The organism is Rhizobium sp. 01T444 (assembly GCF_056398305.1).
On sequence record NZ_JBFTPD010000025.1, the window covers coordinates 50,203 to 74,345 of the forward strand.

Genomic DNA, 24,143 nt, shown 5'->3' on the forward strand with positions numbered 1-24,143 from the left:
CTCAGGCCTCCCCTGCCCTGACCCGCCATATGGCGAAAGGCAAATGGGCCGGGTCCAGCCTGATCGTTTGCCATTTTCCGGTTCGCGTGAAATTCTGGCCAGTGACGAGATCCTCCAATGCGAGCGTGCCTGTATCGGCCACACCGTACTGCCAGAGCGGGAACTCGACGTTGCTTTCCTCGATGCCGTTGGGATTGAGCGTCACCGCGATCAAGAGGGCGTTGTGGCGTCCGGCCCCCGCCTTTTCGAAAAACATGATCTTTTGGTTCGACGAGGGCAGCAGCGTCAGGCCGAGATGCGATTGCAGCGCGAGATTGTCCCTGCGGATCCGGTTAAGCATGGCGATTTCCGCCTTGATATTGCCCGGGCGGTCGTAGTCCCAGGCGCGGATTTCGTATTTTTCGCTGTCGGCATATTCCTTGCGCTTGGCGTCGGGGCGCCCTTCGCAAAGCTCGAAGCCGTTATAGACGCCCCAGAGACCGGAGAGCGTTGCGGCAAGCGCAGCGCGTATGACATAGGCAGGACGCGGCGCGTTCTGCAGGAAATCCGGGTTTATGTCATGCGTGTTGACGAAGAAGTGCGGGCGGAAAAATTCGCGAGCCTCGCTCGTCGTGAGCTCGCTCATATACTGCTCGAGCTCCCATCTTTCGTTGCGCCAGGTGAAGTAGGTGTAGGATTGTGAGAAGCCGATCTTGGCCAGACGATACATGACCTTCGGGCGGGTGAAGGCCTCCGACAGGAATATGACGTCTGGATGGCGCGCCCGGATATCCCCGATCATCCATTCCCAAAAGGGAAAGGGTTTTGTATGCGGGTTGTCGACGCGAAACAGCTTGACCCCTTCATCGACCCACATCTCGACGATGTCGCGCAGTTCCGCCCAGAGCGCTGGTATGGCGTCCTCGGCGTAAAAATCGACATTGACAATGTCCTCGTATTTTTTCGGAGGGTTTTCGGCGTAACGAATGGTGCCGTCGGGGCGCCAGTCGAACCAGCCGGGATGTTCGCTCAGCCAGGGATGGTCGGGAGAGGCCTGGATTGCGAGATCGAGCGCGATTTCTAATCCAAACCGCCTCGCTTCATCAACCAGGCGCTCGAAGTCGTCGAAGGCGCCGAGCTCAGGATGAATGGCCTCGTGGCCGCCGGCTTCCGATCCAATCGCGTAAGGGCTGCCGGGATCGGCGGGGGCGGCGACCAGTGAATTGTTGCGGCCCTTCCTGTTGGTGCGGCCGATCGGATGGATCGGCGGGAAATAAAGAACGTCAAACCCCATGTCGCGGATCGCCGGCAGGCGTGCGATGACGTCCTCAAACGTACCGTGGCGGTTCGGATCGCCGCTCTGCGAGCGCGGAAAAATCTGGTACCAGCTCGCGAAGGCCGCCTCGCGCCGCTCCGACTCGACGCGATACACAGCTGATCGGGACTTGAAGGGCCGCCGATCGGCAAGACTCATCAGCTCGGCCATTCGCGGGGCAAGCAGGATGTCGAGCTTGCCCATGCCTTCACGGCGCTCGAGTTCGGCCAGGAATGCGCCAAGCTCGGTCCGTTGCTCGATCCTCATGGTGTCGGCGGGCTCAGCCGCGGCCCTGGCAATGAGTTCCTGTCCCTCGATCAACTCCAGCCGCAGGTCGAGCCGGGCCTCGTGCTTTTTAAGAAGTTCGTACCGGAAGATGGCGAAGGGGTTTTTCCAGGCTTCCACGCAAAATTCGAAACGGCCTACCCGATCGAGAACGAAACTCCCTTGCCATCGGTCATTTTCGGAAAGTGCCATGCGTGCCTCATGCCATTCCCCTTGGCCGCGTGGACGATAGAGAAGTGCCGCTGACAGGGGGTCGTGACCGTCGGTGAAGATATCGGCCTCGACCATGACGGCCTCGCCGATGATGCGTTTGACAGGAAACCGACCGTCGTCAACCTGCGGCTCGACTTTTTCGATGGCGATGCGGGGCGATCGCGTGGCGTCATTAAGCACCAACTCCCCTGCTTCGGCCGTTATGGCGGGACGAGCTCGGGTTGCAATGACGCAGACCTCGCCGGGGCCGAGACGTCGGCCGGCCGAGACCGCATCGACGGGCACGAATGGCGAGACCAGGCGATTGAGGATCGTTTCGGGGACGGTGCCTGGGCGACGCAAGTCCCTGTTGACTGCTATCAGCCGCACCTCCTCGGCAGTCCTGATATCTGGCCTGTTGGCCTGCGCGATGACCGTCACCTGAGGTGACATCTCGCTTTTGAGAAGCAGTCGCGGCCTGGACGCGTCGTTGTCATCCGATATCAGGTTACGCAACTCGGTCGAAATATCGAAGGCGCCTTCAGCTTTAACACGACGCAGACCGCCACCATGGCCATGCGTCGGATCGAGCGGCAGCATTGCACCGAATTCGAAGCCCATCGGCACGAGAAGTCCGTCGCCGAACTCGACCGCCAAACGCAGCGCGCGGCGCGACCGTCTCTCACGGATCTCCCTGCTTTCCGTGCCGTGAGCAAGCCGCTTGGCGAAAGGCGCTTCCGGAAAGGCAATCTGCGGTCCGAGCGAGCGCTGCAGCCGATATTCCTCCAGGATCCAGCTTTCACGCAGATCCCACCAAGCAAACGACGAGAAGCTGCCATCGAAGCCGCAGTCGCGCAAAGCATGGCGCAGCGCAAAGTCGGTTCCCGGCGTATAGGCAAAATAGCGTGTTGTTGGGTTTGCAGCCCTGGAGGCAGCGATCAACTGCTGCCAGTCGCGGGGCGACAACACATCCAGCCCGACAATCCGGTAGCCGGCAATGCCGCAAGCGGCAAAGACTGCCAACCGAGCCTGCCACTCCTCGATCACGGCGCTTGGGAAAGGCCCGGCTTCGAATGGCGTCACCGGCGATCGTCGCGGGTCGAGAGACAGCGATTCCAGATCACGCTCTTCGCCACCCCGGCTGACGGCAAGGTCCAGCATCAATTCGACGCCACGTTCCTTTGCATCCCTTGCAAGGCTGGCGACGGCTTCGTCGCAGGGCCCTTGCAACTGAAGGGCCGGATCGAGCGCCTGGTAATCCAGCGCTGAAAAAAGACTCTCTCCGGTTCTCAGAAATGGTGGGGCTGAGAGTACTGTATCGAAACCCAGAAACCGGGCATGATCGAAGACCTCCAACCATCGGTCCCTGCCAGATAACAAAAGCGGATTGACGTAGTAGATCCGCGGAGGATTGGTGGAAGCGGTCGGTTGAGATGCTGTCGTCATCACTCGGTGGGTCTCCACGCGTCCAATCGAATGGCCGATCTTGCAATTGCCGAGTTCAACCAGCGAAGGCTTTAGTTGTTCCCTGGCGACGCGACACAGGATGAGGTCGACCGGTGGATGTCGCCGACGGTTCCATTTTATGAAGAGACATTATGTCGGATGGGCTTGGGGGCCCGACGGTTCCCCGCCGACCCCGTCCTGTGCGACTATTAACCCGGCACACGGTAGCGCGAACTGAAATGGGACAAGCTTGGGCCGCCCGTTTCGATATGATCGGTGACGGTCTTTGCCAGCGCAGCGAAATCGTAGGGCTTGGTCAGAAAAGCAGCACCCCTGATATGCGAAATATCGACCTTGCGCCCTGACGTCACCCATATCGGAACGGATGATCTTGTCCTCCTCACAAGTCCGGCAAGGTCGAGACCTGTCAGGCCGCCAGGCATGTCGACATCCGTGATGAGCGCCTCGATCTTGTCATGTCTGAAAAAAAGCAGCCACCGCTTCGAGGACGGTCCCGCATTCGATCACCACGTGCCCCGCATCGATCAACGCGTCGGCGAGCGCGAAGCGGATCAGCATTTCGTCTTCCACGATCAGCACTTTTGCCATTCCCGCACCTCTATGTGTTGAGATGACAGAGGAACGTCGCGATGTCCCATTCCGATACAATTGACGACCAGAGACCTGCGTTTATGGTTAATCAATCGTGAATGAATGGTCGGCCTTGGATTACACGGGCTGACATTTGGAAGTGTGGCTTGTCGAAGGTGCGGAGTGGCAAACTCGATCCGCAGGGAACCACCTGCAAAAACCCCTCCCCGGCCGGGGCCGGTGCGCTATCGCGTCGAGCCGTAAATCCATGCGATGGCTGCGGTGATGGCAACAGCGGCAAGCGGATTGCTTTTGATCCACCCTCTGGCACCGTCAAGAAATCCTTCCTGCTTTTGCGGTTCGCTTGCTGGCGGCGCTCCGGCCACCGACGTGCTGGATTGCGAGACCGGATCGGAGGCTGGAAACGTATCCTCTAGGGCCTGGTCCAGCTCCCCCTTGTTTTCCTGCTCCTTGTTCTTGGCCTTGTCGAGTTCGTATGCCTTTACGGCGGGGGATTTCACGGCGTTCATGTCTTTTCTCCACGTGTTCGCCCTTTTTAACGTCGTCCCGGTTTTGAAGTTCCGCGGCTGGCCGCAAGGGCGCTTTGAGGCCCTGAGACCAGAGACGTTCTGGTGCTTTGCCGGCGCCAGCTTGGCATCTGCTGGCAGCGGCAGATTGGGCGGAGGATGAAGTAGTCGGGATCCTCCATGCCGAAACCGAAAGCTCTTCGGCGTCGGAGATCGCCGACCGGCAGGCACGACCGATCGGCTTGGTCCCGTCTTCTTCGCTACGACCGCGCAGGACGGTTGGGCTTATACGGCTTAGAAAAAGCGCTCCCGATAGGAAAGGACGCCTGGAGGCGGCTCACTGTCCGAGGGCGGCAGACGCGTGATCCAGGGTTCCGGCATGGGCTAAATCTGGTTGTCCCGTGTGCGCGGGTCGGCGTTCATGTCGCACTCCGGCTTGTCGGTCGGACAATTCCAGAACCGATGACCCTACGCAGAACCAATGATATTATCGTCGGCCAACGTCGGTAATCCCGGCTGTTCCTGGCCTGCCGGCGCGCGGCCGAAATCGCTTCGACGATCGGCCGCGATCATCGGCGATCATGTCAACTTCCCGACCAGAGCCGCATAGTCGGAGAACGTGAAACGTTGGCCACGCTGATGGGCCTGGTTCGCCAGGCTTAGGAGGTGGATCGGAAACAGGACGGCGGCCTGATTGGCCTCGGATAGCTGATGGGTGTCGTCCTGCTCGACAGCGCTTCTTGCCCGTTCGAGTGCAGCGCCAATTTCCTTGTGCTCCAGCACGCCCCTATCGGCCAGCGTCTCGCAGAGCGAGGCGAGCGCCATGACCATGCCTTCCAGTTGAAGATTGGCGGTATTCAAATTGTCCTCCAGCGATGGGGTTGGTGTGCGATCCTGGCCCGTCAGGCCGTTGGATCGCGAACGGATTTCGGCACTTCTTCGAGCAGCAGTCTGAATTCGGTGATCGGCCGTCGATCTTCATCGAAGAGCTCGACCGAGACTATATTAAGCGGTGCTTCAGGCAGGCCGTCGCGGGCCATCTCGGCAAGGGCAAGCCGTGCCTGCTGCTTTGCATCCTCAAGGCTTGGAAACTCATGTGCAAGTTCGGTCGGTTCCGGGCTCGTGCGATCGATGACCTGAAAGATGAATTTTGGCATCGCGACCTCCATGCCCAACAACATCGGACAGCTCTCTTTGTTCCCGCGCGAGAGGATGCTGCTGTCGACAAGCGATGAAAGTCGACGTGACTTGCCGGCCGAACTTGCCTGTTCGGGTGCAGGGTCCGGGTGCTTCAGTGGAAATTGCGGCTTTTGACCTTCAGAGTGTCGATATGCAGGTCCGGGATTTATCCCGAGCCGGATACTATGCCGAGCTCATTCCCTAAAGCCCGAGATTTCCGGTAAACCAAGCTCAATGGCTCGGCATAGTAGCTCGCACTGAAAGGCAGGATTCGGCCCAAAGCCGTCATTGCTTGCCACGAAAGATATGGGTCGTGTTATCGCGCTCAATTGGGACAAATCCAATCGTTGGCCAGAATGCTTCCGCCTCTGGGCCTGCGGTATAAAGTACGATCGGGCGATCGAAAGCTTTCGCATGTTCAAGAACAAACAACGCGATCTGTCTGCCAACCCCTAGCCTTCGATAGGCTGGCCGAACGTAGAATCGCCTCATACGCAGCCAACCGCTATCCATGAAATCCTGTGTCGTGCCGCCAATACCGGCGACCTCACCATCGATTGTGGCAAGAGCTAGAATTTCCCCTGGGCGCTCAAAGCGATTGGCCCCGCTGCGCCATTCGTCTTCAAGCACAGAAATCATCTCGAAGCCTTCTGCCTCCGCCTCTAGCAGCAATTGATCAAGCTGGTCGGGCAGCTCTACAATCTGCCTAACCACAACAGCATCACGGTCGCCCATCATCCGAATTCCACCTCTGTCAGCGCTGAACCTTCTTTGTTTTGAGCGAGCTGAACCTTTCCTGTCTTGTCGCGCAGAACGATAAAGCGCATCCGCTTTTGGTCGCGAATGGCGTCGACAAATCCATGAATTGTAACGCGATGCCCAATGCAATGGGACAGATCGGCAATGGCTGGATGGCTTAACGATAAGGTATCAGACATGACTTTCTCCGGAAAAGCCGGGAGGAAAAGCCAAAACCTGAAGCCCTTCCGAAACCGGCAGGGCTGTGATGATCAGTGAGCTACGCTAAAATGCGCACACGCCGTCCACGACCCCAAGGGGGCCATTATTATTGACGGCGATGTTACGCTGCGTGCTCATGTTCGTGATCTATGCATAACGGCAGGCCAATGTAAATTACTGAGCGGCGCAAGTATCCGATTTTCGGAAAGAGAAAAGTTCCCGAACGCCAGAAACGAGGATCAAAACAACCTTTTTCGATGCTCATGAACATGTCGTCTTTTGGCGCATTCTTGCCATCGACGCTGCAGGGGTCTCCTGAAAATCAGTAACATCCTACGTTCTCCAGCCTCGGAAGCGTGCTTGCGGGTCACTAACAGCAAATAGAGGTCAAAGCTTCTCCAGGAAGGAGAGCAGGTCGTCTCCGGCCCTGAACCGACCTGGTGAACAATCCTGGAAAGGCTCGATCTTCGCGAGCGCGGCCTCCTTGATAGCCAGATGCGCGTGTAGATATGGCTGTGTCGACTTGGTGGATTCGTGCCCGAGCCACAAGGAGATAACCGTGCTGTCGACGCCCGCATCGAGCAGTGCCATTGCCGCACTGTGTCGAAGAACATGGGGCGATATTCTTTTTGCGCGAAGCGAGGTGCAGGTCTTCGACGCAGCCAGTACGTACTTCGCCAAAAGGTATTGGACTGCATCCGGGCTCATCCGGCCACCGTGAATGGTCGGAAACAGGATCATTCCATTTGCGATGGGCGGCTCATCCAACCACCTTGTGATTGTGGCATTCAAGACTTTGGTGATCGGGGTGCATCGCTCCTTACGACCCTTCCCAAAGCAGCGGATATATCCCGCTGTCCCGACCGTGATCGCAGCCCGGTCAAGCCCGACCAGCTCGGACAGGCGCATTCCTGTTTGCAGGGCAGTCAGCAGCAGGAGGTGGTCTCTGCGACCGAGCCAGGTCTTCCGGTCTGGGGCAGCGAGAATTGCGTCGATCTCTGTCCTCGTGAGAAACTGGACCTCGCGTTTCGCTCCGATCTTGCCTGGTATCGCGAGGACACGCTGGATTTGGCCGCTATAGGCTGGCTCCTCGAACGCCAGGAAGCGAAAGAAGCACCGGATTGCCGTCAGCCGAAGATTGAAGGTCGCCGGACTGGCATGGCGCTCCAGGTCCAACTCGTCGAGGAACGCCACCACCAGCTCTGCATCGAAGTCATCCAATTGCAGATCGGACGGATACCTGCCGGTTCGACGATGGGTGAACTTCAGGAAGAGTTTGAATGTATCCCGATAGGAGGCGATTGTGTGTGGGCTGACATTACGTTGGCGGGCAAGACGCTGGGTAAAAAAGCGTTCGATCAGCCTTGGCAGAGGATTTGTCATTGGGCGGCCTCCCACTTGGCTTCCAGTCGACGCTTTGCCTCATCTAGGAGATCGGGATGGGCGCTCAGATACCAGTAGGTCGCGTCGGAATGATTGTGCCCGAGATAAGTCGATAGCTCTGGCAAGCGTCGGTCGATGTCCTCGTCCGCCTGATACCAGGCCAGCAATGTCCGAACGGCGAAGGTGTGCCGAAGGTCATGTATTCGGGGGCCGTTACGCTCGTGCGCCTGTCGCAGGCCCGCCCGACGCGTCCATAGGATGAAAGAAAAGTGCGGGTTGGCATGGATCAGAGCTTTCCCGCGATCTCCCACGAAAAAGTAGTCGCTCGCCTGCCTGATCGGCTGTTCGTCTCGCATAGACGCATATCGTTGAAGCGCCAACGTCGTGCTCGGGTGCAACGGGACGATACGGGTCTTCCCGAACTTCGTCGCGCGGATCGTCAACGTGCCCGTTTCCAGATCAGCGTCCGTCCGGAGCAACCGCGTCGCCTCGGAGAACCGAAGCCCGGTCGAAGCCAGCAAACCGAAGAAATAGTGATATGTCGGCCCCCGGAAGCTTCCGGGATGTAGGTCGATCATTGACTTCATCAGATCAGCGATCTGTTCGTCAGAATAGACGAATGGGCGGGGCCTTCGTTGTGGGGGAAAGATTTGGGAGGGCGGTATCTCTGTCAGGGGGTCGACCACCTGAACATGGCGGGCAAATGATCTGACGGTCGACAGGCGCGATGACCACGTCGCAGGTCCACACTGGTGGCCTGCCCAATCGACGGCAATCTTTGCGGTGATCCGCTGCTCCCCATGAGCTGCCGCATATCGCACGAAATTGCGAAGTCGGCTTTCCTGGCTCCGGAGCTTGAACCCAAGCGAGCGTCGCAGGGTCAGGTATTGTTCAAGGGCTTCGGCCATCTCCATCATAGCACTTCTCCTGCCCATGACCGTGAAAGAGATCGAAGGCGCTCGATATCGAATTTGGCATATATCCTGGTGGTGTCAGGGTCCTTGTGGCGAAGGAGTTGAGCAAGTTCAGTCATACCAACGCCGGACCTGATGGCCACAGTAGCAAAGGTGTGTCGGAAGATGTGGGCATGATGAGACCTGGTGCCCGTAACCTCCGCCCGCTTCAGGGCCCTGCCAGCTATCAGAATGACCGGCGTCGCCGTCGTGAACGGCGTACATGGGGTCAAGACCCTGTGAAATATCGTCCGAGACCCGGATATCGGCCGCCCATTCAGAACGTAGTCCGCGATTGCCGCTCCGACATCATTCGGTAAAGGCATGGTCACAACCCTGCCGCCCTTGCCATGGACACGAAGGAGCCCCGACTGCCAATTGATGTCATCGAGCGACAAAAGGGCCACCTCGCTTGCACGCAAGCCAAGCCTCGATAACAGCAGGACAACGGCATGGTCTCTGCGTCCAGATACCGTGGAAAGATCGCAGTTCTTCAAAACGGCATCGAGTTGCGCGACGCTCATATATGCAGGCAACGCCGAGAAACGCAGGTTCCTCGGACTTGGCACCGCCGGAGATAGGTTTTGCTTGATGTGTCCTGAAGCGTGCAAGAATCGAAGCAGAACCCGGATATGCCCGAACCAGGTTCCGAGGCTGTTGCTTGAGTAGCCCGCGAAGCTTTTGGTCAGATAGGCCCGCACCTCGACGTGAGTGAGCCGGGAGATACCTGAATAATCGTCCCAGACCCCCAGAAGAAAGCGACGAACACACCACATATGTCCGGAAATCGATTGCTTCGAATAGCCTCTGCGGCGGAGTTCCGCGCCGTAAAGTGCCAAGACGGCCTCAGCCTGGTGGACTGGCTCAGTCGTTGGGCATAGGGCACCAGCGGCGATAAGCTCGACCTGCAGCCGTCTCAGCGTCGCTCGATTGCCATTCTGAAGTTTGCCGTCTGCCTCTCGTCTAGCGATAAAACGTCCGAAGTCGGCAGGCTCCATCCTTCCAGGCTCTGCCTCGTGGTGATCGATCTGGAACTTGATGAATGCGCCAACAAGCCGGACGGATCGAATGATGGACTCCTTAGTGTAGCCCTTGTCCACCATTGATAGGACGAGGGCATCCACGCTTTGCCGATGCGGCCAATCCTCGATCAGCTTCCAGCACTGCATCCCCGCGAAAGAAGGTACGGTCATTTATGTCGTCTCCGCTAAGTTGAAGTTGCAGAGACAAGCTACTATGCCGAGCCATTGAGCTTGGTTTACCGGAAATCTCGGGCTTTAGGGAATGAGCTCGGCATAGTATCCGGCTCGGGATAAACGCCCTTATGCCGAACTCGGCATAACGGGATCAAAATGTCGCGCGACTTCATCGCCGCCGCCGCCGTTTCGCGCGGATCGGCTCTTTGGGGAGAACCATGGGCAAACTCGTCTCCCCTTCCCGTCGCCAGGCGGAATTCCACATCCCGGTCAGCAAGATCGTTCAGGCTGCTCGACATGTCGAAGAGTTGCTGGGCAACGAGATGAACGACATCGCCCTCCCGCTGGATGCGCCCGTTGATCGCCATCATCGAGGCGCCGAGCGCAATCCGTCTCGACCGCTCAAAGAGCTTGGGCCAGATGACGACATTGGCAACCCCTGTCTCGTCTTCCACCGTCAGGAAAATCACACCCTTTGCCGAGCCCGGCCGCTGACGCACCAGGACCAGTCCGGCCGCCATCAACCATCGGCCGTCGGAGGCCGACATTGCCTCCGAACAGGTGACGATGCGGCGCTCGGTAAGCTCTCGACGTAGGAAACTGACCGGATGGTCCCGAAGCGTCAGTCCTGTATGCCCGTAGTCGAGGACGACGTTATGACCCTCAGCCATCGGCCGGAGGTCGACGGCTGGCTCCTGTTGCTCTCCGACCGTCCTTTCCTCCCCTGCGGCGGCCGCCGCAAAGAGCGGCAATGGCTCATCTCTTAGCGCCTTGATCGCCCATAGGGCATCGCGACGCTCGAGGCGGAAGGAGGGTCGGAAAGCATCCGCCTCGGCAAGTTCCACCAGGCAGGCGGCGGGAACACCGGAACGACGCCACATGTCGTCGACACTGTCGAAGGGTTGATCGGCTCTTGCAGCGACGATCCGGGCGGCATCAGCCGTTGCCAGACCACGTACCATGCGCATGCCGAGCCGAACTGCGAGCCGGTTGGAACCCGCGACCGGTTCCAGCGTGCAATCCCAGCGGGACCGGTTGACGCAGACGGGCCGGATGGCGACGCCGTGTTCCCTTGCGTCGCGCACGATTTGGGCCGGCGCATAAAAACCCATCGGCTGGCTGTTCAACAATGCCGCACAGAAGACATCCGGATGGTGGCACTTCATCCAGTTCGAGGCATAGGCAATCAGCGCAAAGCTTGCGGCATGGCTTTCCGGAAAACCATAGGAACCGAACCCTTCGAGCTGACTGAATGTCTTTTCGGCAAATTCGGGCTCATAGCCGTTGCGGATCATTCCGGAGATCAGCTTGTCCTTGAAGCGGCTCACCCCGCCGGTGAATTTGAAGGTCGCCATGCTTTTTCTGAGCTGATCGGCCTCACCGCCGGTGAAGCCCGCGCAGACCATGGCGACCTTCATGGCGCTTTCTTGAAACAGCGGTACGCCGAGCGTCTTGGCGAGAACGGATTCCAGCTCGGGCGTCGGATATTCGGGCTTCTCCTTGCCCTCCCGGCGACGGAGATAGGGATGCACCATGTCGCCCTGGATTGGACCGGGGCGGACGATCGCGACCTGGATGACGAGATCATAGAAGGTTTCGGGCTTGAGGCGTGGCAGCATCGACATTTGCGCGCGGCTCTCGATCTGGAAGGTGCCCAACGTATCGGCCTTGCGGATCATTGCATAAGTCTTCGCATCTTCCTGCGGGATGGTCGCAAGATCGAGATCTACATTCTTCTCCTCGCGCAGCAAGGCAAAGCTCTTGGCCATGCATGTCAGCATGCCGAGCGCCAGTACGTCGACCTTCATGAATTTGAGTGCCTCGACGTCATCCTTGTCCCACTCGATCACCTGCCGATCGACCATGGAGGCCGGCTCGATCGGCACCAGATCGTCGAGCCGGTCATGGGTCAACACGAAGCCGCCCGGATGCTGGCCGAGATGGCGTGGCGCACCCATCAGCTGCTGGGCAAGGCGGAGGGTGAGTGCAAGCCGGCGGTCGTCGGGATTGAGGTTTAGGTCCCGGACATGTTGTTCACCGACGGCCTCGCTCCAGGCCCACACCCCCGATGAAAGTGCCTTGATCAAATCCTCGGGCAGTCCGAGCGCCTTGCCGACGTCACGGATGGCGCCCTTCGTCCGGTAGCGCGTGACAGTGGCGCAGAGTGCCGCCTTATGGCGCCCGTACGTCCTGTAGATCCACTGGATGACCTCCTCGCGCCGTTCGTGTTCAAAGTCGACATCGATGTCGGGCGGCTCGTCGCGTTCCCGGCTGACGAAACGTTCAAACAAAAGGTCGTTGGTGTCAGGGTCGATGCTGGTAATGCCGAGAATGTAGCAGATGGCACTATTGGCGGCCGAGCCCCTCCCCTGACAAAGGATGCCCTGGCTGCGGGCGTAACGAACGATCGAAAACACCGTCAGGAAGTAAGGCGCGTAGCGCATTTCCTTGACGAGATCGAGCTCGTGGCGGATGGAGCGAAGCACCTTCTGCGGCAAGCCATCGGGATATCGCGCCGGGATGTGTTCCCGGACATAGTGTTCAAGCGACTGCTGCGCGTCCATGCCGGCAACAATTGCTTCCTCAGGGTACTGATAGGTCAGTTCTTCCATGGAGAACGTGCAGCGCGCGACAATCTCCATCGTCCGCGCAAGCGCTTGCGGATAGCGTGCAAACAGCCGCTGCATTTCCTCCGGCGACTTGAGGTACCGGTCGGCATGGCGTTCGCGCTCGAAACCGACATCGTCGATCGTCGTGCGGTTTCGAATGCAGGTCACCACGTCCTGCAACTGCCGCCGGGCGGGCTCGTGAAAGAGCACGTCATTGGTGACGACGGTTTTGACCTTGTGGCTGGCAGCCATCACGGCAATTTCGTGCAGCCGGAGCTGATCGTTCGGCCGGCGTCTGAGGCTCAAAGCTACATAGGCTCTGTTTTGGAAAATCTCCGCCGTCTTTCTGAGCTGGAGGGCGCATGTCTCATCGGCGAGATCCGGCACCAGGATGGCGATCAGCCCTTCCGCATAGAGAGCGACGTCGTCGAGCGTCAGGATGCATTTGGCCTTCCCGCCCCTGCTCTTTCCGAGCGTCAGCAATCGTGTCAGCCGCGAGTAGGCCGCACGGTCTGTCGGGTAGACGAGGATCGACATGCCGTCCGTCAGGTCGAGACGACAGCCGACGACCAGGCGAAGACCGGTGGCTCGCGATGCCTCCAGTGCCCGCACGATACCCGCTAGCGAATTGCGGTCGACAATGCCGAGAGCCTCTATGCCGATGGCCTTGGCGGTCGCAAACAGTTCGTCGGCCGAGGATGCGCCGCGCAAAAAAGAAAAATGCGTCGTGACCTGCAGCTCGGCATAGCTCATGTGAAGGTTCCATGCATGAACCAACGATGCGATCCGGTCTCGGGGTCGACACCGTCGCCAGCGCGATAAATCCAGTAGCGTTCACCGGTCTCGTCCGCGACGGTGAAATAGTCGCGCACGGCGACCCATTCCGACGATCGCTGCCACCATTCGCCGAAGATGCGCTCGGGGCCGTCGGCCTGTTTCACCCGGTATCGCTTACCGCGCCAGGTGAACCACACGGGAGGGTGGTCGGGCAGCAGCGCCATGACCTCGATCGGTTCCGGGCGATCCATCAGCCGGACCGGGCGCGGCCAGTTCAACGGCCAGCTCTGTCCCTGCTCTTCGGCGACAGGCGAGATGCTTTGCAGTGATCGCTCCGCAACGTCGCTGGCCACCGGCGCGACGCGGTAGAGACGGAATTTTCCACGATTGCCGAGAATGTCGACGAAAGCGCCGATATCGACCTTGGCCTCTTCGATCAGGGCGGAAGCAAACTGCCTGTCTTCAAGCGGCTCGACCATGATGGCAGCAAGGCTGAGCTTCTCGATGCCGAAGCCCGGATCGATGCGTTCGATCCGATCGTGCAGGAGTTTGGTCAGCCAGGCAATGTCGCGGACAGGCTTTGCAGTTCCGGCCCTCAGCGCCTGGACCGTATTGTCGACCCGGTGGACGATGAGGTCCGTGCGGCGTACGCCAAGGCCCCTTGCCTGAAGGACACGGCAGAGCCTGTGCACCAGCAGCGAGACATATTTGGCGATCGTCTCCGCAGCGCCGATCGGATCTGCGAAGGACCGTGACACTTCGACGAAGTCGGGCGAGCGGATTGGATCGATGGGCTCGGCTACCCGGCCAAACATCTGGTCGAGCCTGCGCGTGATCTCCGGGCCAAAGCGCAGGGTCAGCGGTGCTCTTGGCGTTGCCGCCAGTTCACCGACGGTGCGAAACCCGAGGATACGCAAACCTGTCACGACCTCCGCGTTGAGACGAAGCGAGGCAATCGGCAGATCGGTCACGGCATCGACTGTCCGGCCTGGTGCCACCACGCTTGTCTCGTTGCCGATCGAGCGCGCCAGCGCATGGGCTGCTCCCCAGCTGTCTGCGACCGCTGCCCGTGCCGCCAGACCTTTGGCGCGGAAGCTGTTGACCAGGCCTGACAGCATAGGCCCCTCCCCGCCCTGCAGATGGTCGGCACCCTCGGTGTCCATGACGATGCCGTCAGGTGGGTCCAAGGCAACGACAGGCGAATATCGGGTAAGCGCCCAAAGGGTGATGCGCTCCAATACCGCAAGATCGCCTGCAGGATCGGCATCGACCATGTTAAGTCCCCGCACGAATGCCTGCGCCTTGGCGGCCGGCATGCCGATAGTCAGGCCAAGCTTTGCGGCGTTTGCGTCGACCGCCGACAGCCATCGCTTCGACCCGCTCTTTGCGACCACGACAAGCGGTGCGTCAGCCGGAAGGGACGGATCGGCGCGTCTGATCCGATCTGTCCGCAGCGTCGGAAGATATACGGAGACGACCCTGGCCATCACATGCCTCGACGATGAAATCTGTACTTTCTCCGGCCTTGATCCTGATCAATTCGGCGAGCCACCTGGCTCTACCGATGCCGGGAACGGGCAGCGGCTCGGACGGCAAGACCGAAACGCGCCAGCGCGAGGCAGCGGCCGTCGGATGCCCGAAATCACTTGCCTCCGTCTGGCGTCGCCAGCGCCGGATGATCAGCCCGAGCGTTCCGGATCCCTCCGCGGCCAGTTGCAGACGGCGTGAAACGACCATTGGCAAGCGCACCGTTTCGGCCACGACCGCGCCAAGCCCGCCGAAGCGCAAGGCCTCCTCACAGGCCTCAAGCACATATTCCTCGTGAACCGCCTCGACATAGATCACGCGATCCGGATGAAGGCCGGTCTGCGCGAGCGCCGGTGCGAAGAGATCGGGACGCGCCAGGCACCACACGACCGTGCCCTTGGTGCGGGCCGCTATGCCTGCGACAAACAAGGCAGCAGCAGCGCCGTTGACGGCGCCGGCCCCGCCTCCGGCGAATTCGTGGATCGCGCCATAGGCAAGGCCCCCGCCGGGAAGCTTCTCGTCGATTTCGCCGACACCGAAGGGCAAGACCGCCTTCGGCCGGGCGGCCGCCCCTTCGAGATGCTGGATACGCTCTCGAAGCTCATAGATAATTCGGTTTGCGCCTGGCCGAGCCATTGTCCGGTCTTCATCATGTTAAACGTATCCACACCGCAGGAAAGCGGATATGTTCTTTATTTGTTCCTAATTCAAACGTGAGTCAACGTAGCTGTTGAGGTGAATATTCCTAACCGGGCGCTATCCGCACCACGGAATGGCAAAAAAATAGAATTAGTTCAACCAAATGAACGGATTCGAACGAACTTGAAAAATGTCGGCATAAGAAAAAATACCTATTGTTTGCTGGCCCCTTGCCTCAGCTCGCCATGCCCGTCTGCAGGCAGATCCAGGAAATCCTTGCCGCCGCGGCGATGATCGACCCAGTCGCCCGACGGGCCGCCCGGCTCCTGACCGGATGGCAAGCTTTTGCCTTGTGAAAAACAGGGAACTTTTGGTTTGGTCTGACGTTAGAACGCGGCAGATAGTTGGCCGAAGCTGATGGCTGGAAGAACGATGCGCGTCCAAACACCCATTTTTACTGTCTCCGCGCTCGCAATTTTGGTTGCGCTTGTCGCGATCAATCCATTCGGTCGTCATCTGGTCGACCCCCGCTCGACATCTGCAATTATAAGAGAGGGTCATTGACGAATGCGCCGCTCGATCTCGTCTGCGGCGTGCTCAGCAGTGAACACGCCTGGTCGGACCGAAGCTTGATTGCACGGCCAAATGCCAATGATCATGCTTATATCCCGCCTTTGAAATCCTGTCGTCTCTATCCCCGCCAGCTGCCTCGTTCAGCGCAAAAGAACACAAAACCAGGAGAATGAATTGGCCCGTCCAAAAGGCAATCCGATCGACGCTGTCGTTGGACAAAACCTGCAGCGCATTCGAAAAAGCAGAGGAATTAGCCAAACCGCACTTGGTGAGGCGCTCGGCATTTCCTTCCCGCAGATCCAGAAATACGAGACAGGCATCAATCGCGTCAGCGCCAGTGCGCTTTACGAAATGGCGCGCGCCCTCGGGGTGTCACTGGATGACTTGTTCAGCGGGGCCGAACAGATTGTCAGCAACGATCCGACGCGAGAGCCAAACCTCGCCGGACGACGACCGACAGAAATCGATCAGATCCAGAACCCTGCCATTCGCGAGGCGATGCGGAGTCTCATCACGCTGGTAGCCGGGCCGGGCACGCAAAATGAGGTCGGAGCGGAAATCGCGCAATAGCGTTGCGACCTGGGTCGTCGTTTACTCAATCGGGCTTTAGCCGAAGCAACCATGTGCTCGCTGTTCTGCCCAAGCGTATTCACAATGACAGTACTGACGGACAAGGGCCTGCGGCACCGGTTGTGCCGCGGCAATTGGCAGCGAGGTCGCCGTCATTGTTGCGAGACGACGTGCTCTCCAAGGACGTCCCCCACATTCAGATTATAGCTGAACAGGTGAACGCGATATGCAGCAGCCGCTGAACCTGCTGACGGCGTCCGTGCAAAGTTTACGGAAATGTTTCCCAGGCGATGCCGAGCGACCACCCTTGAGCATCAATCTTGTTGAAACCTTCACCTCCCACATGAGGCGAAACCTCTAAACTGGCTCTGCACTCGTCAGCTCTAGAAAGGGAGGAGACGATGACAGACGCGTTGAGCGGAATTGCATTTTTGACAAGGTCGGACCTCGCCACGAGAGGCTGCGCGCTGACGACCAAGGACGTGCACGAGGCCGTAGCGCGAGCCTGGGCCGAAATCCGGTCCGGGGCGGCGCGCGGCGGCAAGGCGGTCCTGTCCTTGCCCGAAGACGAGTTTTGGTCGGTCCCCGATTTTACCGCCTTCAAGCCTGATTTTGCCGAAGAACGTCTCGGCTGGAAGCTGTCATCTCTCTATAGCGTCAGCTCGACGCATGGCGGGGTGAAGATCATCGGCGCCAATGCCTTCAATCGCAGCCTCGGGCTTCCGAGATCAACATCGACCTTCATCCTGCTCGACAAGTTCACACTTCGCCCGATTGCGATCCTCGACGAGACGGCGCTTTCGGCAGACCGGACCGGAACCTATGCCTCACTCGTCGCAGAAGCATGTCTTGCCCGTGGCACTGCCTCCTGCGTCTTTCTGGTTGGAGCCGGGCCGGTTGCGCAGAGCGTCATCCGGTCGCTTGCCTTTTCCTGCGCGGACAGGATCGAGCAGATCTTCGTCCGCGCCCGCAGATTGGAAAACGCCCGCGCGCTTGCAATTGCGCTCTCGGGCGAAGTCAAGATCCCGCTCGTCCCTGTCGATGACAACCGGACCATGCGCTGCTGCTCCCTGGTCGTCACCGCGTCCAATGCCCGCGAACCAGTCTTTGCGGACGAGGATCTGGCGCAAGAGGCGACCACGCTCCATCTTGGGGGCAACGAGGCGCCGGACGATTATCTGAAACGGGTGTTTCGAACCGGCCTCATGGTTTGCGACGATCTCCAGACCGTTTCGAGGCGCAATTCGCAAAGCATCGCCCTGCATTTTTCCAGCCGAGGCCTGTCGCTGGAAACGATTGGACCGCTCATCGGCATACGCGAACTCGCAAATCCAGCACCCTGGTACGAAGACAATGCCGGACCGACCTGCGTTACCTGTGTCGGCCTGCCAATGCTCGATCTCTTCGTCGCCCAGGCGAGCTTCGATAAATATTGCCGTGCACATGCAGGGTCGGAGGTGGACCGGACATGTCCTATCTGACCCGCATTCTGGCCGAGCATGTGCGGGCGGCACCGACAGAATATTGTCCTGACATCGCTGACGTCGCCCGACGCTGTATCCTGGATCTGCTGGGCGCTGCTATCGCAGGCGTAGCCATGCCGAGTGCGGTAGCTGCGCGCACCATGGCCGGACCGGTCTTTGGCAGCGGCGAGGCGCCGATTTGGTGCGCCGGCAGGTGCGCGCCGGCGGGGGCCCTTTTCTGCAATGTCACTGCCGCGTCCGCGCTCGACATCGACGACGGCAATCGCGCGGCTCGCGGACATCCGGGGGCATGCGTCATCCCCGCGGCGTTGTTGATAGCTGGCCAGACCGGAGCGACGGGACGTGAACTGATCAGCGCGATCATCTGCGGCTATGATGTCGGCGCCCGCATCGCCGCCTCGCAGACGACGGACGGAATTCGCACACGCCAGTCCGGTCGCTGGGCAGCCTTCGCTTCGGCCGCGACAGCCGGCCGCCTGTTGCAGCTGGAGCCTGTCCGGCTTTCGCATGCTCTCGCCATTTCGGGCGTGATGGCGCCGAACCAGCTTGCCAATGGCAGTTCCGGCTACTCACGGCTGACAGGCAACGATGTCAAGGAAGGTATCGCATGGAGCAGCCTGCTCGGCATGACGGCGGCCCATCTCGCGGCTGCCGGTTTTACAGGGCCTGAGGACCTTCTCGATCACCCGGACTATTACGACGGCAGCCGCATTCTCGGTGGGCTCGGTCGCCATTGGGAAATCGCCGACACCTATTTCAAGCCCTACGCCTGTTGTCGCTATATTCACCCGGCACTTGATGCCTATAGCGAGCTCGCCGACGAAGATACGATCAGCCCCGAAGACATTGTCGAGGTCGAGGTCCGAACCTTTGCATGGGCCTTGAAGCTTGCCAACAGGAATGCGCCGGAAAGCATGGTCGACATGCAGTACAGCCTGCCCTATTGCATGGCGATCCTCGCCATCGACGGCAAGCAAGCGCTCGCACCGATCGGGGCAGATGCTCTTGGTCGAAGCGACCTCAGCCGCTTTGCGCAGAAGGTTCGCCTGAGCATTGATACCGATCTCGACCGACCCTTTCCGACGCAGACCCTTTCGCGTGTGATCCTGCGTACCAGAACGCTCGAGTTGACCTCTAAAGTCCATAGTCCGGCCGGTGACAAGGCGCGGCCGATGAACTGGCAGGCTATCGTCGAGAAATTTCGCTATCTGACGCGCCACCGGCTGCGCGAGGACGAGCAGCAGGACATAGTCGACGCCGTTGCCATCTTGCCAGACGGCGATCCTCAGGCGATCACACGGATCCTCCAGGCGGTGCGCCACCCCCTTTGATCGACGGAAGCTGTTCAGTCGATCGGCAAAGAGCGGTGACCGGCAGCAGTTGGCTGGCAGACGAGGCTTCCGTTGAAAACGACCATCCTGCCGGCGACGAGAACGTGGCGGACACGGCCGAGATTGTTAGTCTCGCTGATGATGACATCGCCGCGTTTTCCCTTGGCGATCGATCCCCGATCGCCAGCCAGTTCCGGAAAGATTCTGGCGACGTTACCCGTCGCCAGCGCGATCGCTGCTGCGGGCGACATGAACTTCTTTTGTACTACCCGATGAATGGCTTGCAGAATGCCATCCCAGTCGCCGCCCGCGTAATCGGTCGAAAGCGTATCGACGAGACCCGCGTTGATCAATGCATCGAAGTTGTCCGGGCCGTTGCGCCAGCGCGTGGAAATGCAGTCGAGCGTCGACACATCGACAGCAGCACCCAGATCGCGAAGCGCCTTGGCCGTTACCAGCGCTTCTTCTGTCGTGAACGAAGAATGATTGCTGTGGCCGGCTATGATACGCGCCTTCGGATGGATTCTTGCAAGTCCGATCAGCTGTTCGGCCGTCGGCGCGGCATTATGAAAGATTGCCGGCATCCCGGTGCGAGCGGCTTGTGCGGCGATTTCATCAAGACCGCGACGGGCAATCCCGACCGATGGCATCACGGTATCACGTATCAATCTACTCAAGCCTTCCGGCGTGAAATTAACCGAAAGCCCATTCTCCTCGATCAGCCGTGACAACACGTCATTGTTCCGGTCGTGTTTCTTGTCGAGCCTGCTGCCGAGCACGGCCTCCTTGAGTTGGCGGGCCAGCCTTGGATGGACAGCAAGGCCTGATGCATTCTCGATGGCGTTAGGCAGGAAACGATAGTCCTGCGCCCCGCCGCCGAGTGTCTGGCCGCCGCCAGCTTCGCCCAGCGCTTTGGCGCCGCGGGCGAGCATCTCGTCGATTGTCGCCGTCAGATGGCGCCCTGCAAGACCCGCCCCGTCGGCGGCTACAGCTGCCGCGATGCTAGAGGGCGTATGGGCGGTGCTGACATGAATATCGAGCGGATGGGACTGACCTGGCCCAACGTCAATTTCGTCTGGCAGGGCAAGTCCGCAGACGTTTAAAAGTGTGGTCGTACCGGACAGGAGGTGGCGGTTGCGCTGATAATCGACGTCGTAAGGGTCAAGTGGCAACGATCCGCTCGGCATTGATGGGCCGCAGATGCATCCATGCGCATGGGCATTAATGACGCCAGGAAGGACCGTGCACCCACTGGCGTCGATCACATCATAGTCGTCCGCCAATGCGGTCTCGTCCGTTCGCGCGACGGCCTCGATCATTTGGTCGGACACGAGCACGCTCGCCTTCTCGAGAAACTGGATGCCGTCGCCCGTAAGGACGCTTGCATTGACGATCGCAATAGGGCGATGCGGGCTCACGATGTCCCTTCCTTTCAGAATGGATTGGACTCCAGTGCGTATCCGATGCCTCGGACAGTTCGGACGACGTCAAGCTTCATGATTGGCGTTAGCGCCTTGCGAAGCCTGCCGATATGGACGTTGACGGTCCGCGGATCGACGAAGACACCTTTCGGCCATGCCCCGGACGCCAGTTCATCTCGTTTGAACACTCGTCCGGGATCGCTAATCATCACACGCAGCAATTCGAACTCGACCGGGCCAAGATGAATGTCATGCCCGTCAAAGAGAATCCGGTGCGTCCGCGCATCGACGATGAGACCCGAATGATTGAGCCGCTCCAGCCCGGCCGATGCCGGGGAAGAGTGATGGTTGCCGACCAAACGTTTTAAGGCGCGAAGATATCGATCGGGTTCGAGCGGTCGCATGAATGCCTCTTCGACGCCGACATCCAGGAATTGCGCGAAGCGATGCGATTGTTCGGCTGCGAGAAGGGTGACAATGCGTACATGGCGGGTTGAGCTGTCCTCCTTCAGCACTCTGCAGAGGCCGAGCGCAAAATCAGGCTGTCCGTCGACAAGGAGCCCAACATTCGTTCTCTCCTTGATAGCGGCAATTGTTTCGGCCGGGCCCATCGCCAGCTCGGTCGCAAATCCATCCACTGCGAGAATGTGGCGAACCGAAAGGCAGAAGTCGGTATCAAGCGAACTTATGACGACTCTGGATTGCACAATAGAACCCGCGAGAAATCGAGACGCTCTCTCAAGTTCGACACGTCTTGCATCAACGATGTCACGAACGGTCGGACTCGGCAAACGCTTTGATATTAAATGATGTTTCAAGGTCTCGCAGTGCTTTGCGATTGCCCGCAGGCCTTCAAATCTGTGAGTTGAATCCCCACGCATCTATGCTCTTCTTGGCTGATGGAACCATCAAAGCCGGCAGAAATCTTGATCGCGTCCGACGACCTCACGCTCGCGCAACAGATCGCTCACATCCTCAGGGAAGACGAGCTGGCAACCACGGAGATGTCGCCCGAGCGCGTCCTGCACCAGGGTTTAACTCACCACGAGTTTCGGCTCCTCATCGTCGCGATCGTCGTTGAAAGCCACGTTGGCGTTGCCTTGTGCGAGCAGGTGAAAAATCAAAGCGGTATTCCGATCATCCTTTTGCTTCCACCGGAACGGCATCTCGATGGTATTGAAGCCGGAGCCGACTTCTGCCTGCCGCTTGACAGCGATCCAAAGCGACTGATGACGCATGTTCGCGCGCTGCTGCGGCGATCGGGGCCGGCCTCCAGAAAAGGCGGACGAAGTCTGCGTTTCGATGGCTTTCGCATTGATATGGACCGGCGTCAGTTGTTTGCGCCCGATGGTTCGATCGTCAAACTTCTCGGAGCCGAGTTCGAAATCCTGCTCGCCTTATGCCGCCATCCGGGCACCGTTCTGTCTCGCGCCACTTTGCTCGACGCAACGCATATAGGCCTTGGCAGGCCGCTCGAGCGCAGCATCGACGTTCATATCTGTCGGCTTCGGCGCAGCCTTTCCAAGGCGCAGGCCAATGCTGGCGAACTTATCCAGACCGTGCGGCTCGGCGGCTATGCCCTTATTTCCTCGATCAACCCTGAATAAGTAAGGATTCAAAAAATCGTCTCATGAGTGTTTAATCGCTGCAGGATACTTCAATTGCGGTTAAATCTCGGCCGGCGATCTAGCAGCCTCGCTTGGCCGGCTAAGGAGCGATGCGCCGTGAAGAAAAATCTGGATACCTTGATTGATGTTTTGAGCCTTTCGGACGACGACCAATCCAAGCAACTCGCATTGCACAAATTTGCACAGCAATGTGGGTTCGAGCATTATGCCTATGTCAATATTCGCCCGAGCCTTCCCGAAGTCTTCACCGATTATCCCAGGAAATGGACGGATATCTATTTTGCCAATCGGTACCAGAGGATCGATCCCGTTATTGCCTCCGCCAAGCGCATGCGAAGACCTTTTTATTGGTCATCGCTGCCGCTGCATCGGGCCTCGACAGCGGCGGAGCGGAGATTTTACGCTCATGCACGTCAGTTCGGTATCGTTTCCGGCTTGTCGATCCCAATCGGCGTCGCACTCGGCCGCACTGCAGTCCTGACACTTGCATCCCACCTGCCGGACTTTAAGGGAGAGGGCAAGCTCGACGACATACAGGCGATCACCGCAACGACGCTCTTATATGCGCTCCTGAAGAGACGTGATCCATCGACAATGGCGGAGCCCCAGATCCATCTCACCGTCAGAGAGAAGCAATGTCTGTATTGGCTCGCAGTGGGAAAATCCTTATCGCTCACCGCCGATATTCTCGAGATCAAGAAAGACACCGTGCGCCATTATCTCAAGTTGGCCCGAGGCAAGCTCGGCGCCGACAACACGATAAATGCAGTCCATGTAGCCACTCGATTGGGGCTTATTTGATCTGGCGCTGCAAAAGACGCCCTGCTGATGTCTTGCTCCCGGCTGGACGGCCGACGACAGAGACGCGATGGCATTTTAGCATTTCCGAATCTTCATCCTTGACTCGATCAAAAATGAGAACATAATAAGAACATCACCACCCAAAAGGAAGGATGACGGCGATGAGCAATTTGCCGAACGATACGTTATGGCAAGAAGCAGACCTCGATAGGGTGCCTCAAGGCACCTATTGGACGCCTCCTGCGCCCCTGAGCATTTATGAGCTGGAACCTAAGCTTCGTGCCGCGGTGTCGCAGGCTATCGAAACCCGCTGCGACAGGGTTGATCAATTCGAGATCCTCCTTGCCCATGCCTTTGATATGGAAACATGCGCTCCGGTCGGGACCTTCGTGGTTTCGGCTGACGAAGCTGGCGGCCGAGCCGTTGGCATTTTTAGCGACCGCGGCGAGGTCGGCATCAAGGAGCCGATGTGGTTTGCCTTCGATGGCGACACTGACGAAGCTTTCAAGGCGCTGCATGACCGGGTCAAAGAAAGCGGCTATCTGCCGTAATATTCGGCGGCTCCGACTTGCGGACTTCTGCCTGTCGATGACGCCATCGGGCAGAACTAGCAATGCCGGAAATGAACCGCTCCCAAAACTCTCGCGCTGGTCCTTGGAGGAGGCGCGGGATGTTGGGGCAACGCTCTTTGTCCGGCGCTGTCCCTGCAATACAACGTGGCGCCTCCTGCCGGGCGTCCTCAAATTCCGAAATAAGCAACGTGAGTGCTTACCTCGA

22 protein-coding genes are annotated in these 24,143 nt (G+C 59.1%); 6 read left to right on the top strand and 16 right to left on the bottom strand.

Annotated features, from left to right (window positions below; genetic code table 11):
* Position 1: 1 nt before the first annotated feature.
* The 14 genes from AC1DTN_RS27140 to AC1DTN_RS27205 form a co-directional block, all read right to left on the bottom strand.
* Positions 2–3,217, bottom strand: a complete 3,216-nt coding sequence (locus AC1DTN_RS27140) for an alpha-1,4-glucan--maltose-1-phosphate maltosyltransferase (RefSeq protein ID WP_477923363.1) — start codon at positions 3,215–3,217, stop codon at positions 2–4.
* A gap of 209 nt (positions 3,218–3,426) precedes the next feature.
* Positions 3,427–3,660 carry a hypothetical protein gene (locus AC1DTN_RS27145; protein WP_477923364.1) on the bottom strand — a complete coding sequence of 78 codons (234 nt, stop codon included), beginning with the start codon at positions 3,658–3,660 and terminating at the stop codon, positions 3,427–3,429.
* Positions 3,661–3,691: 31 nt separating this feature from the next.
* A complete protein-coding gene (locus AC1DTN_RS27150; RefSeq protein WP_477923365.1) occupies positions 3,692–3,826 on the bottom strand; it encodes a hypothetical protein in 135 nt (44 codons plus the stop codon).
* A 227-nt stretch (positions 3,827–4,053) separates the two neighbouring features.
* Positions 4,054–4,338, bottom strand: coding sequence for a protein kinase family protein (locus AC1DTN_RS27155; RefSeq protein ID WP_113325016.1), 285 nt, complete (start codon positions 4,336–4,338; stop codon positions 4,054–4,056).
* 576 nt (positions 4,339–4,914) lie between these two features.
* On the bottom strand, positions 4,915–5,196 hold the full coding sequence (locus tag AC1DTN_RS27160) for a hypothetical protein (protein ID WP_113184711.1): 282 nt from the start codon (positions 5,194–5,196) through the stop codon (positions 4,915–4,917).
* Between the two features lie 41 nt (positions 5,197–5,237).
* Positions 5,238–5,492, bottom strand: a complete 255-nt coding sequence (locus AC1DTN_RS27165) for a DUF6894 family protein (protein WP_310384367.1) — start codon at positions 5,490–5,492, stop codon at positions 5,238–5,240.
* Positions 5,493–5,799: 307 nt separating this feature from the next.
* Positions 5,800–6,252, bottom strand: a complete 453-nt coding sequence (locus AC1DTN_RS27170; RefSeq protein WP_003551138.1) for a GNAT family N-acetyltransferase — start codon at positions 6,250–6,252, stop codon at positions 5,800–5,802.
* On the bottom strand, positions 6,249–6,452 hold the full coding sequence (locus AC1DTN_RS27175) for an OB-fold nucleic acid binding domain-containing protein (RefSeq protein WP_003551140.1): 204 nt from the start codon (positions 6,450–6,452) through the stop codon (positions 6,249–6,251). Before AC1DTN_RS27175 ends, AC1DTN_RS27170 begins: the two co-directional genes overlap by 4 nt.
* A gap of 409 nt (positions 6,453–6,861) precedes the next feature.
* Positions 6,862–7,857: a tyrosine-type recombinase/integrase gene (locus AC1DTN_RS27180; RefSeq protein WP_003551142.1), complete on the bottom strand. Its 996-nt coding sequence runs from the start codon at positions 7,855–7,857 to the stop codon at positions 6,862–6,864.
* Positions 7,854–8,774 carry a tyrosine-type recombinase/integrase gene (locus AC1DTN_RS27185; RefSeq protein ID WP_477923368.1) on the bottom strand — a complete coding sequence of 307 codons (921 nt, stop codon included), beginning with the start codon at positions 8,772–8,774 and terminating at the stop codon, positions 7,854–7,856. The genes AC1DTN_RS27180 and AC1DTN_RS27185 overlap by 4 nt, the downstream gene beginning before the upstream one ends.
* Complete coding sequence (locus AC1DTN_RS27190; RefSeq protein WP_003551148.1) at positions 8,771–10,003, bottom strand: tyrosine-type recombinase/integrase; 1,233 nt, start codon at positions 10,001–10,003, stop codon at positions 8,771–8,773. Before AC1DTN_RS27190 ends, AC1DTN_RS27185 begins: the two co-directional genes overlap by 4 nt.
* Before the next feature lie 65 nt (positions 10,004–10,068).
* Positions 10,069–13,368, bottom strand: coding sequence for an error-prone DNA polymerase (locus tag AC1DTN_RS27195; protein ID WP_477923370.1), 3,300 nt, complete (start codon positions 13,366–13,368; stop codon positions 10,069–10,071).
* Positions 13,365–14,879: a DUF6504 family protein gene (locus AC1DTN_RS27200; protein WP_477923371.1), complete on the bottom strand. Its 1,515-nt coding sequence runs from the start codon at positions 14,877–14,879 to the stop codon at positions 13,365–13,367. Before AC1DTN_RS27200 ends, AC1DTN_RS27195 begins: the two co-directional genes overlap by 4 nt.
* Complete coding sequence (locus AC1DTN_RS27205; protein WP_113184708.1) at positions 14,800–15,555, bottom strand: ImuA family protein; 756 nt, start codon at positions 15,553–15,555, stop codon at positions 14,800–14,802. Before AC1DTN_RS27205 ends, AC1DTN_RS27200 begins: the two co-directional genes overlap by 80 nt.
* Before the next feature lie 750 nt (positions 15,556–16,305).
* Between AC1DTN_RS27205 and AC1DTN_RS27210 the strand changes: the two genes are divergently transcribed.
* The 3 genes from AC1DTN_RS27210 to AC1DTN_RS27220 all read left to right on the top strand — a co-directional run bounded on the left by AC1DTN_RS27210 (position 16,306) and on the right by AC1DTN_RS27220 (position 19,516).
* Positions 16,306–16,701: a helix-turn-helix domain-containing protein gene (locus tag AC1DTN_RS27210; protein ID WP_113184707.1), complete on the top strand. Its 396-nt coding sequence runs from the start codon at positions 16,306–16,308 to the stop codon at positions 16,699–16,701.
* Positions 16,702–17,102: 401 nt separating this feature from the next.
* Entirely contained in the window at positions 17,103–18,182 is a 1,080-nt protein-coding gene (locus AC1DTN_RS27215; protein ID WP_113184706.1) for a Rossmann-fold NAD(P)-binding domain-containing protein, read from the top strand.
* On the top strand, positions 18,170–19,516 hold the full coding sequence (locus tag AC1DTN_RS27220; RefSeq protein ID WP_477923373.1) for an MmgE/PrpD family protein: 1,347 nt from the start codon (positions 18,170–18,172) through the stop codon (positions 19,514–19,516). Before AC1DTN_RS27215 ends, AC1DTN_RS27220 begins: the two co-directional genes overlap by 13 nt.
* Before the next feature lie 14 nt (positions 19,517–19,530).
* Here AC1DTN_RS27220 and AC1DTN_RS27225 read toward each other — a convergent pair whose 3' ends face one another.
* Together AC1DTN_RS27225 and AC1DTN_RS27230 are read right to left on the bottom strand one after the other, a co-directional pair.
* Complete coding sequence (locus tag AC1DTN_RS27225) at positions 19,531–20,934, bottom strand: amidohydrolase family protein (protein WP_477923375.1); 1,404 nt, start codon at positions 20,932–20,934, stop codon at positions 19,531–19,533.
* A 14-nt stretch (positions 20,935–20,948) separates the two neighbouring features.
* Positions 20,949–21,818, bottom strand: coding sequence for a winged helix-turn-helix transcriptional regulator (locus tag AC1DTN_RS27230; protein ID WP_477923376.1), 870 nt, complete (start codon positions 21,816–21,818; stop codon positions 20,949–20,951).
* A 45-nt stretch (positions 21,819–21,863) separates the two neighbouring features.
* On the opposite strand from AC1DTN_RS27230, the gene AC1DTN_RS27235 reads away from it, so the two are divergent.
* The 3 genes from AC1DTN_RS27235 to AC1DTN_RS27245 all read left to right on the top strand — a co-directional run bounded on the left by AC1DTN_RS27235 (position 21,864) and on the right by AC1DTN_RS27245 (position 23,917).
* A complete protein-coding gene (locus AC1DTN_RS27235) occupies positions 21,864–22,544 on the top strand; it encodes a response regulator transcription factor (RefSeq protein ID WP_162748139.1) in 681 nt (226 codons plus the stop codon).
* A gap of 117 nt (positions 22,545–22,661) precedes the next feature.
* A complete protein-coding gene (locus AC1DTN_RS27240) occupies positions 22,662–23,366 on the top strand; it encodes an autoinducer binding domain-containing protein (protein ID WP_162736584.1) in 705 nt (234 codons plus the stop codon).
* 161 nt (positions 23,367–23,527) lie between these two features.
* Positions 23,528–23,917: a hypothetical protein gene (locus AC1DTN_RS27245; RefSeq protein WP_162748140.1), complete on the top strand. Its 390-nt coding sequence runs from the start codon at positions 23,528–23,530 to the stop codon at positions 23,915–23,917.
* The last annotated feature ends 226 nt before the right edge of the window (positions 23,918–24,143 follow it).